Genomic DNA, 13955 nt, shown 5'->3' on the forward strand with positions numbered 1-13955 from the left:
GTACGACCCCATGCCCGTCTCCCCCGACATCACCTCACCGTTGCTGCGCGCCGAACTGCGTAGGGACGTCCTGCGGGGCCTGGGATCCCCACAGAAGTGGCTCCCGCCGAAATGGCTATACGACGCAACCGGCAGCAAGCTGTTCGAGCAGATCACCGCCCTTCCGGACTACTACCCTTTTCCCGCCGAACGGGCGCTGCTGGAGTCCTGCGCTGATGCCATAGCCGAAGCCAGCGGGGCCCGGACGTTGATCGAGCTGGGTTCCGGGGCCTCCGAGAAGTCCCGCCTCCTCCTCGATGCACTGCGTGCGCGCCAGTTGGGGACCGCGTACGTGCCGGTCGACGTCAGTGCTAGCGCCCTATCCCAGGCCACCGATTCCCTGCGCGCCGAGTACCCCGGCTTGACGGTGGCGCCGGTCGTAGCCGACTTCACGGCGGATCTGGAACTGCCTCCCGTGGAGGGCCCGAGGCTGGTGGCTTTCCTGGGCGGCACGTTCGGCAACCTGCTTTCGGCCGAGCGCTCGGTGTTCCTGCGCACCTTGCGCTCCCAACTCGCACCGGGCGACCGGATGTTGCTGGGCTGCGACCTGGTCAAGGACCCCGCGGTGATCCGGGCCGCCTACGACGACCCGACAGGTGTAACCAGCGCCTTCTCGAAAAACGCCCTTACCGTCCTCAACCGGGAGTTCGACGGCGACTTCGACCTCGCGGCCTTCGACCACACCGTGCTGTGGGACAGCCATAACCAGTGGATCGAGATGCGGCTGCGCTCTCGCCACCGCCAGACCGTGACCCTGCGCGGCCTCGGGCTCGCCGTGACATTCGCCGCCGGCGAGGACCTGCGTACCGAGATCTCGGCGAAGTTCGAGCCGGACCGTCTGGCGGACGAGGTCCGTGCGGCCGGGCTGGAGATCAGCCGCCTCTGGACCGAGCCGACGCACCACTACGGCCTCGCCCTGATCTCCCCCGCCCCCGCCTCGAGGAGGACGTGAGATGACTGCGATCGCCTCCGTCGAGCAGAGGACCGCGCCCCCCGCACGTGACCGACGGCTGCTGACCGGTGCCTTCACCGCCCTCGGCGTCGGGATGGCCATCTGGGGAGCGCGCATTCCAGCCGTCAAAGCCGCCGCGCACATCAGCAACGGTCAGCTCTCCATCGTTCTCCTCGGGGCCGCCCTCGGCATCGTCATCGGGCTCCAGATCGGCGGACGAGTGGCCCACCGCTCCGGCCCCTCCCGTCTCCTCGTCGGCCCCACGGTCGGATTCGGCCTGGCTCTGGCCGCCCTCGGACAGTGCCGCACCCTGCCGACCCTGGTACTGGCCGCCGGACTCTTCGGCCTCACACACGGGTTGCTGGACGTGGGCAGCAACGCCTGCGCGGTCAACGTGGAGCGGGCCTACCGGCGACGCATCATGTCCTCCGTTCACTGCGCGTACAGCGCCGGCGCCCTGCTCGGGGCCGCGCTCGTGGCGGTCACCGCCTGGGTTCCGCACGACGTGGCCTTCGCGATCGGCGGCGGAGCCATCGCCCTCGCTGCGCTCGCCGCGGTCCCCGTCGTCCAGACCTGCACCTGCCTGGATGCCACTGAACAGGCGAGCGAACCAGCCGACACACCGAAGACGACGCTTCCCCGCACGGGGGTGTGGCTCCTGGGAGCTCTCGCGGCTGCGGTTCTGCTGGGCGAGGGGGCGGCCGCCGACTGGTCGGCCGTGCACCTGCGCTCTCTCGGGACGTCCGAGGCGACCGCGGCCTTGGCGTACGCGCTGTACAGCGCGGCGATGATGACCGGCCGACTGGTCGGGGACCGACTGACCAGCCGCTTCGGTCCGATGGCCGTGGTCCGGGCCGGAGCGGCCATCGCCGCCGCCGGCCTCGGCACCGGCCTTGTCCTTGGTACCCCGGTGGCCGCCCTGGGGGGCTGGATGGCCCTCGGGCTGGGCCTCTCCACGGCCGTCCCCTGTCTCATCAGCGCCGCCGGACGCGGCGGGCCCCGCGCGGTCGCTGCCGTGGCCGCGACCGGCTACGTCGGCCTGCTCACTGGTCCGGCGGCCATCGGGGCGCTCGCCTCCATCACCACCGTGTCCGCATCCCTCGCACTGCCGGTCGTCCTGGCGGCGGCCGTCGCCCTGATCGCACACCGAGCCCTGGAGTCACGATGACCGCTTTCACCCGAACGGCCCACGAAATCAGTGGACTTGAGGCCGTGATCTACGACTACAACGGGGTGATCGGACGCCAGCCGACCGCGTCCCAGTGGATCGGCCTCGGCGAACTCGCCGGATGGTCCGCCCAGGAGATCCCGGCCTTCCAGACCGCCTTCTGGCAGCGGCGCGAGGAGTACGACGAGGGCACGCTCACCTCCGAAGAGTTCTGGAGCGGGCTGCTGCGCGGAGACCGCACGGCCAGACCGGGCGACAGCCTGCTGGCTGCGCTCGTCCAGGCCGACACGCAGATGTGGATAAACGCGGACCCCGCTGTCCTGGAGATCCTGCGTTCAGCGCACGCCGCTGGAATCCCCGGAACGCTGCTGTCCAACGCACCCCGCCCGCTGGCCGACGCGCTCGACGCGACCGACTGGTGCGCCACTTTGATCACCAGGGCGGTCTACTCCGCTCGCATCGGCATCAACAAGCCCGCGCCGCGTGCCTACGAGGCTGCGCTGGCCGCCGCCGGCCACCCGCGACCGGAGCGGACTCTGTTCGTCGATGACCGCCTGGACAACGTCAAGGCTGCCCAGCGGCTCGGCCTGCGCACACACCACTACACCGGCAACGCAGCCGCACTCGCGCGCCTTCTGCCGGCCGTACCTGCGGCCCCCGCCGTACCCACCCGCTTCGTCCCGTCCGTGCCCGACGGCTCCGCCGCCGTCGCCTAAGGGGATCTCCAGTGGCCACCACCGTTCTCGTCCTCGGCGACGGTCCCCGTCCCTACCACGAACACCTTCTCCAGCAGATCGCCTCCGCCCATCCCGTGGTCCTCGCTGGCGGTGAACCGCGCTCCTGGGGCAACGCCTATGCACGTCACCACCTGGACGTCGACCTCGCCGACCGTGAACGTGCGGCGGCGGCCGTCCGCAGGTTCGCCGCGACCACCCGGCTCGGCGGCATCTGCACCTACCTGGAGCACCACATCGAGCTCGCCGCCCGTCTGGCGGCCATGCTCGGCCTGCCTCATTCGTCCCAGGCATCGATGGCCGCCTGCCGGGACAAGGCGGATGCGCGACAGCTTTTCGACCTGTACGACGTCCCCTCGGCCCGCTCCCGGCTCGTCGCCGACGCGGAGGACGCCGTCGATTTCGCCCGCCTGCTGCGCTACCCGGTCGTCATCAAGCCGCGCGGGCTGGCCGGCAGCACGGCAGTCGTCCGGGCGGACAGCGACGACCAGGTCCGTACGGCGTTCCAGCACGCGCGCCGGGACACGTTCCTCGACCTGGACGCCTCCGCGGTCCCCGGGGTTCTGGTCGAGGAGTATCTGACCGGGCCCGAGATCAGCGCAGAGACCGTCGTGCTCGGCACCGGCGAAGTGCGCGTTGTGGCCATCACCCGCAAGCAGCTGGGCCCCGAGCCCCGTTTCCAGGAGACCGGGCACTCGGTCGACGCGCTCGACCCCCTTCTCCACGATCAGGGCATCACCCGAACGGTCGCGGCCGCCGTGACTGCTCTGGGCGTGACCCGCGGCGTGCTGCACGTCGACCTGCGGCTGACGAAGCGCGGGCCGGTCCTCATCGAGGTCAACGGCAGGCCGGGCGGCGACCTCATCACGCTGCTGGTGACTCTGGCCACGGGCATCGATCTGGCGCGCGCCACGGCCGCACTCGCCACCGGGACGACGCCCGACCTCACCCCCACGCGGCAGCGGGCGGCAGCCATCCAGTTCCTGTATCCGGCGCTCGGCGGAGAGGTCACAGGCCTCGAAGCCGATGAGGCGCTGCGCAGCGAGCGGTGGCTGGAGCGGCTGGTGTGGACCCGCGAAACCGGCGCCGAGGTCGCCGCCTTCCCCGCGGCCGGCATCGATGACCGCCTCGGCCACTGGGTGGTCACCGGGAGGGATGCGGCCACCTGCCGGGCCCGTCTGGCCGCCGTGCCGGACCGAATTCTCGCCCATCAACGCACACGTGCCCAGGACCAGCTGCACCCGCTGACGCCCCCGTCCACAGCCACCGGCCACTGGAGCCCACACCGATGATCACCACTGCCCTGCACCCCGCCCTTGCACACCCTGCGGCCGGTACAGCAACGGTGGCTGTGGTCGCCCCCCGCGAAGCGCTGCCCTACGCACAGGCCTTCGCCCGCCGGGGATGGCGCATGGTGTCCATCGGTCTCGCCCCGCACCTGCGGCCCCTCGCCCTGCCGGCCACCGGCCGAAGCGCAGGCTGCACCGACATGGTCGAGCACACCGGCTCGCTGCGTCGGACCGTCAAGAAGCTTCGACCTCTCGGCGTCTCGGCGGTGATCGCGGCGAGCCCGGAAGGCATCGAGCTCGCGGACCGTCTCGCCTGGCAGCTCGGACTGCCCGGCCCCGATCCCGCCACCTCTGTGCTGCGCCGCGACCGGGGCGCACAGGCCACAGCGCTCACCAAGGCGGGCATCGCGGCCCCGCGCGGGGTGTACACCACCAGCCTGGCGTACGCGCTGGAATGGGCCCGCTTCTGCGCTCCGCCGCGTTTCCTCCTGGCCCCAGCCGCCGCGGGCATCGACGTCGCCCCGGTGTCATGCGAGGACGATCTCCAGATCAGCTCGGCATGGCCAGAGATGCGCCGCGCGGCCGCCCGGCACACCCGTGACGCGCACCTGGTGCTCACCGAGGAGCTCACCGGGCCCCGCTACCGGGTCAACAGCTCCACGCATCTTGGGCCGGACGGCACCGCGCACCACGACGTCACCGACATCTGGTCCGAAGTCCACACCCCAGACGGACTGCTGGACCGCAGCGACCTGCTGGACCGTCAGCCGCTGCTGGCCCGGGTCCTGACCATGTACATACGGCGGGTGCTCGATGCGCTCGGCGTGGTGAGCGGCCCGGTCTCCAGCCACATCGTCTACACCGTGGACTGCGGCCCCGTCCTCCTGTCCGCGCTGGCCGTGCCCGGCATCTCCCCCGCCGACGACGCACTGCGTTCCTGCACCGGGCATGACCGCCTCGGCACCGCACTCGACGCGGTGACCGCGGCCCAGCCCGCCTGGCCCACACCGGCCCCGGCCGGACGCCACATCGTGCGGGTCCGCCTGCATACCCACGGCTCGGACGGCATCGAGCCCCGCCTGCTGCGCAGCGTGCGTCAGCTGCCGACGGCCGTTGCCGTTTCGCCTTCCAGCCACGAGGTCGTCCTCAGTCACGCCCGGAGCCAGGCCGTAGAGGCCGACTACCAGGCCATCAGAGCACTGGAACGCGACCACCTCCACGAGGCGGGCTGCCCGTGACCGTGCCCACCCCCGCATGCCACGTCCGTCCCCTCTGCCTGCCACCTGAGAGGCCGTCATGATCACGTCCATGGTCCCGAGCGGGCCCGCCGCCCGCCTCGACCACGTCCTTGCGACAAGCCGCGCGCAACAGCGTGCCGCCCTCGGCCTCTACCTGCCCGTCAACTACCCCACCCGCTCAGCGAGCCGTGAAGCACTGCACGCGATGGCCGCCCATGCGGACCTGGTCGAGCTGGGCGTGCCGCACCACCTGCCCCACATGGACGGCCCGGTCATCCAGCAAGCCGTCGCGCAGGCCCTGACCGGCTTCCAGATGCGCGATCTCTTCGCGAGTACAGCCGAGTTGGCCGCCCACACCAGCGCCGCGCTGCTGGTCATGTCGTACTGGGAACCGATCCGCGCCTTCGGCGCCACCGCGTTCGCCCACATGTTGGCCGATGCCGGCGGGGCGGGGGCGCTGATTCCCGACCTGCCCCCGGCCGCAGTACCGCAGTGGCGGGCGGCCGCAGAGGCAGCAGGCCTGCACACCGTGAACCTAGCGCCCCCGCACGCCTCCAGGGCCCGGCTCGCCGATCTCGGCAGCAGCACAACCGGCATGCTCTACGCCCCCGCGTCACCTGGGCTGACCGGCAACGGCCGACCGCTCAGCCCGTATCTGCCGCGCCAGGTGCGCCGCCTGCGCGAGTGCACCGGCCTGCCGGTCGCGGTCGGGATCGGTATTAGCACGCCTGACCAGGCCTCCCGGGTCTCTCTGTTCGCCGACGCGGCAGTGGTCGGCTCCGCCGTCATCCGCCGAATGCAGGCCTCCCCCAACGCTCCCGCGGCGGCCGCCGCGGCCGCCGCGGCCGACTTCGCCGAGGCCGTGCGTCACGGCCCGCCGCACGCGGCCTGACCCCCACACAGCCCCCTGCCCGACGAACCCGGAGATCCCAGCGTGACCGCCTCCGACCAGCCGCGCCCCCACTCCCCCGGCGACGCTTTCGTTCCCAAGTACCGGCTTCCGGACTGGTACCTGGACCACGCCACACCGCCCGCCGACCCCGCACCGGTGGCATGGCACAGCGTCGACAACCCGGCGATCGATTTTGCGGCCAGGTGCCGCATGTGCGCCGCCGCCGAAGTCGTGCCCGTCACCATCCGGTCCCACCAGGGCCTCCTCGTCTGGATGCGCGGCCAGTCACTCGACGGCCCTTGGTGCCGACGGTGCGGCACCTCGTTCATCCGCAAATACAGCACCCGGACCCTGTGCCTGGGCTGGTGGAACCCGCTGTCCTTGCTCGTCGGAGCCCCGGCCGCCCTGGTGGCCAACGCGGCCGCCTACCGGCAGCTGCGCCGCCTGCCGCCGCCCGTCCCGCTACCCGGGCACCCGCAGCCCGACCTCGGCAGGCCCGTCCTACAGCGACCGCCGGCCTACGTCGCGCTCATCCCCCTGGCCTGCTGCATCGCCCTCATCGCAGCCCTGGTCTCACGCATCTGACCCCGGCATCCCGGCACGTCGGCCGCCGCGCGCACCTGAAGCGGCCCGGCGGACCGACCCCACAGACCACCCCCCACAACACATCCGTCACTCACAGGAAGGCTCCACATGTCCAGCCTGAAGCGGTCCACATCCACCGCGGTCATCATCGCCGCCCTGGCAGGCAGTGCCGCCATCGCGACCGCCACCCCGGCGGCCGCCGCCAGCTACCACTGCAAGACCAGCACGAAGAGCATCGACGACCCGTCGTACTCCGGCCCGTGGGCCGACAACTGGGACTTCACGGTCCGGATCTGCGCGAAGCGCTCCGGCTCCACCGTCTACAGCTACGCCAACATCAGCTGGGACGGCCCGGTGTACGCGGATGCCGATGACACCTCGATCTTCGACGACGCTTATTTCAAGCTCCAGATCAAGAAGTCGCAGGCCGGCACCGACCCAGTGAAGAAGCAGGCGAACTTCGGCGGCATCGAAGCGAAGCTGGAGCACTCCGGCTCCGACGCCAACTACAACGGCAGCTACACCACCGGAACCATCTCCTACAAGATCGGCTCCACCAAGGGACTCGGCGACGGCGAGCTGAAGCTCGACTGGAACAACGACGGCGCGGGCGTCCGCACGTACCCCTTCACCGCGTCACCCACAGTCTGACCGCGGCCTCCAGTGTGCGCGTCCGGTGCGAGAACGCCCGGCTCGTCCCTGATCCGTCACCTCGGCTTGCCCCTGGAGCGGTTCCTCACCGCGGCGGGCTCCCCTCACCTGACGCACCCAACCACGCCGGCAATCCATCCGCGATTCGCGCGCGGGGCGCGAGCCCCGACGCAGTTCGGCATGCCCTTCCAGTCCCCCTGTCACCAGCAAGACGACACCTACAGAACGGAATCATTGTGAAGATGCGGAAGACCGCGGCCCGAACTCTGGGCCTCGGCGCGGCAGTTACGGCCTGCCTCATGCTTACGTCCGGCGTCGCCCAGGCGGGCAGCTTCGGCCCCAGGGCCATGGTCGACGTGTACGGGGTGAAGCGGGGCACGGCCCAATTCGTTGCGAACGGCGACAAACTCACCGTCTGCGACACCAGGGCGGACGGTTTCGCACCCAAGGTCAGCGTGTACCTGGCCAACACCGACACCCTCGTGTGGCGTGTCACGGCGAACCTCGGCAAGGGCTGGTGCGTGACCAGCTCCAAGAACCTGGGCGAGCGGACCCGGTACGACTTCTGGTCCACGGGCCTCAACCAGCGGCTCTACGTCGGTACGGCCGGATAACCGCCCCGCGATCCGCGCTGCCCAACTCGGGCTTCTGTCCAGCGGCTTCTCAGCCATCCTCCTCTGCTTCAGCGAAGGGAATATCCATGCAATTTCGTCGGCGAATTGCGACATTCGCCCTTTCTGCGAGTCTCCTGACTGGCGCTTCGGTGGCGCTCGCGCCCACCGCGTCCGCGGTCGGCTCCAGTGCCTGCACCGTCAACACCCCCGACGGCGATGACGTCGTCACGGTGAACGGAGCCAACTTCCGTACCGGCCCAGGCACCTCGTACTCGGTCAAGGGCTCGCTCTACAAGGGCGACCGGCTCCGCGACTACTGCACCAGGGCTGGGAGCGACGGCTACCTCTGGTTCTACGCCAAGCTCACGCAGAAGTCGGCTGGCGGTCTTCCCTCCGGCACGTACGGATGGATACGAATCGACATGATGCGCTCCCTCTGAGCAGGAGGTAGCGCAACCCATTGCTGGTCGGCGCTCACGTAATCCGCCGGGCGTCGAACTCGCCATACCGCAGCGGCCCCGTGTCCTCGCCGGAACCTGATCGCGCGAGGACACGGAAGGTCCGCTGGCGGCGGGCCCCGAAGATTCCCCCGTCGGGGCCCGCTCGGGAACAGGTTGCCGAGAGCTCACGGTAGGAACGCATTAGAAGTTGCCTATGGCCGCGGTAGTCAGGGCCGCCGAGTTCGGGCAGCCAGCCGAGCGATCAAGGCAGGTGGACCAAGAGGGACCAAGACGCGAGCGCACTCTGTCCCTACATGATTCCCTTCCATTTCCAGGGGCGTGGGCCGCAGCGACCACGCAGGCAGTCAACTCGGTACTGAGCCTGATCTATCCATTCCGGGTTACTGGCTGCGTGTTGAGCGGCCATGGTCACCATGCGGAGCTCACGGGCACCAGCCAGAGTCGCGTACCCGGGCCACTCCGTGACGTCGCACCCGTACGCCTCGCAGAAGGCGTCATACTCAGCCGCAGAGACTGCGCCTGTAGTGCGGGCTCGTACGGCGGTGGAAACCAGATCCCATTCCGGGGGCCCGAGGGAGAACCGTTCGAAATCCATCATCAGTCGGCGGGGGGTGCCGGTGATACGGACGAGGTTGCCAGGCCAGGCGTCCCCGTGGACGGCGCAGTCGGGGCGACCTGCGGGCCGCTCCGCCCAAGCCGCGGCAAGGTCTCGGTGGCGGGCGTGCAGCCAGGAGCGGTCGGCGTCATCGATGGTGACTGCCGCCTGGAGCCGCTCCGGGACCCGGACGAACGGGTCCAGGTAGCCGAGGTCGATGTCTGGGGCGGGCAGGTGGTGGAGCTCGCGCAGCAGGAAGGCCACATCAGCGACGGTGCCGTGCTCCTGTGGAGGGAGCTCCTCCCAGAACGTCACTGGTCGCTCGTGGGCCTCAACTGGTTGGTGGGGGACGTTGGCGAGCCGTACGGCCGGGATGGCGTTGTCGGCGAGCCAGCGGGCGACCCGCACTTCACGTTCAGCGGCCGCCATCTGCCCGGGCCTGGCGATTCGTACGATCACCCGGCCTGGGAGGCGCCATATCTGGTTCTCGGCCAGCCGTACCGGCTCGGCGCCGTCGCTGGCCAGGCCTGCGGCGGCGCACGCGGTGGTGAGGACGAGCCGGTCGGCCGTGGTCTCTGGAGCGGTCATGCTGTGACGGTAGTGGCGATCCTTTCCCGCAGTCCGACCGCCTCCGGGACCCGGGGGTGCTTCGCGGCGAACGCGGCAAGCTGACGGAGATCATCGGCGGCCCTGCGGGAGGTGAGACGCCCGGCTTCGTCGAGGGCCTTGTTGCCAATGGCGGCTGCCTGCCGGGGGTCGCCAGTGGCCATGACGAGGGACGCCAGTTTGGTGCGGGAGATCGCCCGGGAGCGTCGGTAGGCGTCGCTGTGCCCTCGGACCGCGTGTTCGAAGCGTCTGGCTGCACGGCCCGCGTCCTGACCCTCCCGCACGGCAAGATCGTAAAGCGCGTGGCCGGTGTCGCCGTTGTGCTGGGCCTCGTCGTAGTAGGCCATCCACGGCGGGTCCTCGTCGGGGCGGGCGTGCGCGAATGCGTCGTCGGCCTGACCGACCGCAGTCAGGCAGGCGCGCACGTTGCCGAGTTTCCCGAAGGCACGGGCCCTCGCGGAGTACAGCATGGCCTGCTCGGTCGCAGTGATCCGGTCGGATCGGACGAGGCCCGTCTCCGCATAGGTGAGGCCTTGGTCGGGGTCACCAGTCCAGATGGCCTGGCGGGCGAGGAAGGAGTAGGCCTTGGCCCGCAGATGGCGGTCGTCTGCCTCTTCGGCGGTCTCCGCGGCGAAGATGAGGGCGCGGGTGGCGTAGGGGTGGCGGTAGGCGTCGAAGGCGCTCGCGCCGACAACGATGGCCAGCCAGGAAACGGCCGCGAACAGGTCAGCGTGCAGATACTCGGGGCAGGGCCGGTGGAGGAGCCCGGCGGCCCGCTGCATGGCGGCACCTGCGACGTCGGAGACGACGCCCCCGCCTCCGTGCCGGTTGTCGAGATGGCTGATGACTGCGGCTGCTTCCCGGACTTCGGCGATGGTGCCGACGCCGATCGTCGGCGGCAGAGTCAAGGCCGGCAGCGCGAACGACTGGATGAGGTCCAAGGGGGTGGCGGCGGCGAGACTGCCAGCCCGGAGGAGGGCTCGTCGGTACATGGGATCAGGACTCCCTGAGCGAGGAGACAGACCGTCCCGGCCCACTGTGCCCGTTTTCGCCTGAACCGTCGCTTCCGCTCTTGTCGGCCGTTTCTCGGCATCAGCGGGCCTGCGGTCGGCATCGCGTTTCGCGAAAGCCATGCCCCACGCACGGTCGAAGAGCCCGTCGGCGTCCAGAGCATGGTCGAGGCGCTGGGCAACGTCCCGCTTGAGGGAAGGGTATTCGCCCTTCTCCACCAACAGGATGATGTCGTCGCTGACCTGCGCCAACTGGCCCAGAGCGCGCGCGGACAGACCCTCGGCCTTGCGTCGGCGGCGCAGTTCCGCACCGAACCACGCCTGCGGTGACGCGTCTGGATCGAGTCGTCTTTCCGGCTGCGGCATTTGATCGCCCCTCTCCCCGTGATGCCGATTTCTCAAGTATCGGCATCAGCCTCTACACGGCTGTCGGTCTGCTCTGCCTGAATGGTTGCGGAGCGGTTCAGTCCAGTACAACACCGCAACTACCCCCATATGAAGGGGGGTTGACCTATCGGACGGAGAATCGGTGACCTCGCTCGTCGACACCCCCACGGGCACTTCTGCGCGGTCCACATCCAGAAGCAGCAGCTACGAGTCCGAGATCGACCTCACGGCTGAGAGCCTCAAGACGGTGCGGCGCATCGTGCGTGCCCACCTGCGCCTGTGGGGCGTCGACGCCGACCAAGCGGAGTGTGTCCTGCTCTGCGTCAACGAACTCTTGACGAACGTCCTCCTGCACACCACGCCCGACCCCTGCGGGCATCGCACCGCGATCCTCCTCGTTCAACGGGTCGCCGGCGGCATCACCACGGTCGTCACCGACAAGGACCCCCGCTCGCCAGTCAGGACGACACCCGGGCCTCTGGACGAGAGCGGGCGCGGCCTCAACCTGGTTCGCGCCCTGGTTGACGAAATCCAGATCTCACCGACTCAAAGCGGCAAGGACGTGTGGTTCTTCGTCGCCGACCCCGACACGTGCGCGCTTCCCGCGCTTTCTCACTAACCTGCACGCCACCTCAACGGGAGACCTCCAGCCATGCCGCCCGCAGCTGACGCTGACCCGATCGGCCCCAACGACATACCCGGCGCTCTTGCCGCCGTCCCGCCCCCGCAGGTCAAGACCGACGTCAAGGTCGCGTTCGAGCAGAGCCTGAGGATGGTGGCGGGCGAGGACGTCACCCCACTCACCCGCGAGCGGGTGTGGGCTGTCCTGGAGGGCGGCGCCTGGCAGGGCAACATCAGCAAAGCAGCCCGTGTCGCGGCTGTCCTCGTGGAGAACGCTGTCCGCCATGGCGGGCCCTTCCCCGACGGGACGATCAGCCTGCGCATAGCCGTGGACGCAGAATCACGCGAGCTGATCCTTGAGGTCGAGGACGCCTTCCGTGAGTTCCCGGGCTTCCCCGTGGCCGCCCAGTGCAGCGACGTCGTATGGGGAAGGCCGCATGGACTGTGGTGGATAAGCCACTACAAGGGCCGCCTCGCGTGGACGGTGAAGACGGACCAAGACACCCAGACCGTCGGCAAGTGCGTGCAGGTCATCCTCCCGGTCTCCTGACGGGCGCCTTCAGCCCCTCTGCCCCTCTACTTCGAGGACCTCATGTCTGCCCCCACCTCCCTGCTCGCTCGGCCCGCCCACAGCCGGAGTGAGGGAAAGCACCGTTCAGTAGATCGGCTTGTTCGCGAACAGATCCGCGCCGCCGTCTTCGTTCCGCAGGTCATCAGTCTTGCCGCTCTCGCTGCCGTGACCGCCCTGTGGCGAACCACCACGCTGACCACCGGGCAACTCCTCGCGGTAGCGGCGTGTGGGCTGATCGTCGCGGCCGGAGCCGGCGCCCGCGGCGCGAACACCGCCGCCAAGGGCGCCTCAGCGGCACAACAAGCCGCTGACGCCGTACACCAGGAGCATCTGGCACAGATCACGACCGCGGCAGCCGCCTTGGACAAACTTATCCACTTCAACACCACGGAGCTTCTCCAGGGCGGCACACCTGCCATACCCGAGGTGAGTCCCGAACTCGTCGGGGTGAGCCCGGCCGCCAGGCTGGTCCAGCACCTCGGCGACCTCCAGGTCCACGTCGCCGAGGCCCTGGAACGGGTGCACTCCGAGTCCCAGTCCCAGGTGACCCTCGACATGCTGTCGCAGTTCGCCGAACGGGAGCACGCTCTTGTGGAGCGGATTCTCGGTCACCTCGACACCGTCCAGGCCAAGACCGACGACCCGGACCAGCTCGACATCCTTTGGAAGCTCGACCATCTCGTGACGCGACTGCGGCGTTGGGTGGAGAGCAAGTCCGCTGCCGCCGGGCAGTCGCTGCGCAGCGCTGAGAAGCCGGTGACCGTGGTGCAGGTCCTGCGGGGCGCCGTCCAGGAAGTCGAGCACTACCAGCGGGTCACGATCGCTGCGGGCACGGTCGGCGTCGACCTGGGACTGCCCCGCCATGTGGGCCCGGACGTCACCCATCTTCTGGCCGAACTCGTCGACAACGCCACGGTGTACTGCGACCGCCAGTTCAACGTGGAGGTGCGTGCCATGCAGGTGGCGACCGGGCTGACCGTGGAGATCGAGGATCGGGCGACCATCCCCATGGCGGCCACCGTGCGGACGGAGCTGAACCTGCTGCTGAGCGACCCCGACCGGGTCAACGTGCGCGGCTACGTCAAGCACGGCAAGATCGGCGTGCTGACCGCCGCGAAGATCGCTCGCGTTCACGGCATCGCCGTCCAACTGACGGAGAATCCCATGGGCGGCACCACGGCCGTGGTGACCGTGCCGAGGCGGCTCCTGGTCCCCATGCAGGCGCAGACGGCCCCGGCCCGGGTCTCGGCTCCGGCGGGGACACCTCCCGTGCCGCGTCACTTGCCGCGCCGCATGCCCGTACAGCCCGTCGCCGACGCGGCGTCAGCAGCCGCCTTCCAAGGTGGGGCAGATGTGCCCCCGCCGCTGCCCCGGCGCATGGCCGAGGCCACGCCTGAAGCACCGCCTAAGCGGGTGCACCGCCCGCGCAGCATGCCCGACTTTTCCCTGGCCGGCGACATCGATGAAGGATTCGAGGCAGCACGTGCCGCACAGGCCCGTCCGGGCCCGCCCACCTCACGCTCCTAGCCGACCCCTTACCTA

At 69.8% G+C, this 13955-nt stretch carries 15 protein-coding genes; 13 read left to right on the forward strand and 2 right to left on the reverse strand.

Annotated elements, in window-relative coordinates; genetic code table 11:
- The first annotated feature begins 10 nt into the window (after positions 1-10).
- The 10 genes from egtD (at position 11) to ABZ098_RS18910 (ending at position 8602) form a co-directional block, all read left to right on the forward strand.
- Positions 11-991 carry an L-histidine N(alpha)-methyltransferase gene (egtD, locus tag ABZ098_RS18865; protein ID WP_356592458.1) on the forward strand — a complete coding sequence of 327 codons (981 nt, stop codon included), beginning with the start codon at positions 11-13 and terminating at the stop codon, positions 989-991.
- Between the two features lies 1 nt (position 992).
- Positions 993-2159: an MFS transporter gene (locus ABZ098_RS18870; protein WP_356592460.1), complete on the forward strand. Its 1167-nt coding sequence runs from the start codon at positions 993-995 to the stop codon at positions 2157-2159.
- On the forward strand, positions 2156-2875 hold the full coding sequence (locus ABZ098_RS18875) for an HAD-IA family hydrolase (RefSeq protein WP_356592462.1): 720 nt from the start codon (positions 2156-2158) through the stop codon (positions 2873-2875). The genes ABZ098_RS18870 and ABZ098_RS18875 overlap by 4 nt, the downstream gene beginning before the upstream one ends.
- 11 nt (positions 2876-2886) lie before the next feature.
- Positions 2887-4185 (forward strand): ATP-grasp domain-containing protein, encoded by a 1299-nt coding sequence (locus ABZ098_RS18880; protein WP_356592464.1) that lies wholly within the window; start codon positions 2887-2889, stop codon positions 4183-4185.
- Entirely contained in the window at positions 4182-5420 is a 1239-nt protein-coding gene (locus ABZ098_RS18885) for a hypothetical protein (protein WP_356592466.1), read from the forward strand. Before ABZ098_RS18880 ends, ABZ098_RS18885 begins: the two co-directional genes overlap by 4 nt.
- Before the next feature lie 58 nt (positions 5421-5478).
- Complete coding sequence (trpA, locus tag ABZ098_RS18890; protein WP_356592468.1) at positions 5479-6312, forward strand: tryptophan synthase subunit alpha; 834 nt, start codon at positions 5479-5481, stop codon at positions 6310-6312.
- 42 nt (positions 6313-6354) lie between these two features.
- A complete protein-coding gene (locus ABZ098_RS18895) occupies positions 6355-6897 on the forward strand; it encodes a hypothetical protein (RefSeq protein ID WP_356592470.1) in 543 nt (180 codons plus the stop codon).
- A gap of 108 nt (positions 6898-7005) precedes the next feature.
- A complete protein-coding gene (locus ABZ098_RS18900) occupies positions 7006-7548 on the forward strand; it encodes a hypothetical protein (RefSeq protein ID WP_356592472.1) in 543 nt (180 codons plus the stop codon).
- Between the two features lie 299 nt (positions 7549-7847).
- Entirely contained in the window at positions 7848-8162 is a 315-nt protein-coding gene (locus ABZ098_RS18905) for a hypothetical protein (protein WP_356592474.1), read from the forward strand.
- 149 nt (positions 8163-8311) lie between these two features.
- The gene (locus ABZ098_RS18910; RefSeq protein ID WP_356592476.1) at positions 8312-8602 is read left to right on the forward strand and encodes an SH3 domain-containing protein; all 291 of its coding nucleotides are present in this window, start codon (positions 8312-8314) and stop codon (positions 8600-8602) included.
- A 310-nt stretch (positions 8603-8912) separates the two neighbouring features.
- On the opposite strand, the gene ABZ098_RS18915 is transcribed toward ABZ098_RS18910, so the two are convergent.
- Together ABZ098_RS18915 and ABZ098_RS18920 are read right to left on the reverse strand one after the other, a co-directional pair.
- Positions 8913-9806 carry an aminoglycoside phosphotransferase family protein gene (locus ABZ098_RS18915; RefSeq protein ID WP_356592478.1) on the reverse strand — a complete coding sequence of 298 codons (894 nt, stop codon included), beginning with the start codon at positions 9804-9806 and terminating at the stop codon, positions 8913-8915.
- Positions 9803-11200 carry a helix-turn-helix transcriptional regulator gene (locus ABZ098_RS18920; RefSeq protein ID WP_356592481.1) on the reverse strand — a complete coding sequence of 466 codons (1398 nt, stop codon included), beginning with the start codon at positions 11198-11200 and terminating at the stop codon, positions 9803-9805. The genes ABZ098_RS18915 and ABZ098_RS18920 overlap by 4 nt, the downstream gene beginning before the upstream one ends.
- A 163-nt stretch (positions 11201-11363) precedes the next feature.
- Here ABZ098_RS18920 and ABZ098_RS18925 point away from each other — a divergent pair, with 163 nt between their 5' ends.
- The 3 genes from ABZ098_RS18925 (at position 11364) to ABZ098_RS18935 (ending at position 13940) form a co-directional block, all read left to right on the forward strand.
- The gene (locus ABZ098_RS18925; RefSeq protein WP_356592483.1) at positions 11364-11840 is read left to right on the forward strand and encodes an ATP-binding protein; all 477 of its coding nucleotides are present in this window, start codon (positions 11364-11366) and stop codon (positions 11838-11840) included.
- A gap of 33 nt (positions 11841-11873) precedes the next feature.
- A complete protein-coding gene (locus tag ABZ098_RS18930; protein WP_356592485.1) occupies positions 11874-12392 on the forward strand; it encodes a hypothetical protein in 519 nt (172 codons plus the stop codon).
- 186 nt (positions 12393-12578) lie between these two features.
- Positions 12579-13940 (forward strand): ATP-binding protein, encoded by a 1362-nt coding sequence (locus ABZ098_RS18935; protein WP_356592487.1) that lies wholly within the window; start codon positions 12579-12581, stop codon positions 13938-13940.
- Positions 13941-13955: the final 15 nt, after the last annotated feature.

The sequence above is a fragment of the Streptomyces sp. NPDC006335 genome (assembly GCF_040612795.1).
Taxonomy (GTDB): domain Bacteria; phylum Actinomycetota; class Actinomycetes; order Streptomycetales; family Streptomycetaceae; genus Streptomyces.

What these genes read in the sequence shown, in the direction of transcription:
- ABZ098_RS18875 (WP_356592462.1), top strand. Translation starts at nt 2,156, where the DNA reads ATGACCGCTTTCACCCGAACGGCCCACGAAATCAGTGGACTTGAGGCC.
- ABZ098_RS18930 (WP_356592485.1), top strand. Translation starts at nt 11,874, where the DNA reads ATGCCGCCCGCAGCTGACGCTGACCCGATCGGCCCCAACGACATACCC.
- ABZ098_RS18920 (WP_356592481.1), bottom strand. Translation starts at nt 11,200, where the DNA reads ATGCCGCAGCCGGAAAGACGACTCGATCCAGACGCGTCACCGCAGGCG.
- ABZ098_RS18915 (WP_356592478.1), bottom strand. Translation starts at nt 9,806, where the DNA reads ATGACCGCTCCAGAGACCACGGCCGACCGGCTCGTCCTCACCACCGCG.
- trpA (WP_356592468.1), top strand. Translation starts at nt 5,479, where the DNA reads ATGATCACGTCCATGGTCCCGAGCGGGCCCGCCGCCCGCCTCGACCAC.
- ABZ098_RS18885 (WP_356592466.1), top strand. Translation starts at nt 4,182, where the DNA reads ATGATCACCACTGCCCTGCACCCCGCCCTTGCACACCCTGCGGCCGGT.
- egtD (WP_356592458.1), top strand. Translation starts at nt 11, where the DNA reads ATGCCCGTCTCCCCCGACATCACCTCACCGTTGCTGCGCGCCGAACTG.
- ABZ098_RS18900 (WP_356592472.1), top strand. Translation starts at nt 7,006, where the DNA reads ATGTCCAGCCTGAAGCGGTCCACATCCACCGCGGTCATCATCGCCGCC.
- ABZ098_RS18870 (WP_356592460.1), top strand. Translation starts at nt 993, where the DNA reads ATGACTGCGATCGCCTCCGTCGAGCAGAGGACCGCGCCCCCCGCACGT.
- ABZ098_RS18905 (WP_356592474.1), top strand. Translation starts at nt 7,848, where the DNA reads ATGCTTACGTCCGGCGTCGCCCAGGCGGGCAGCTTCGGCCCCAGGGCC.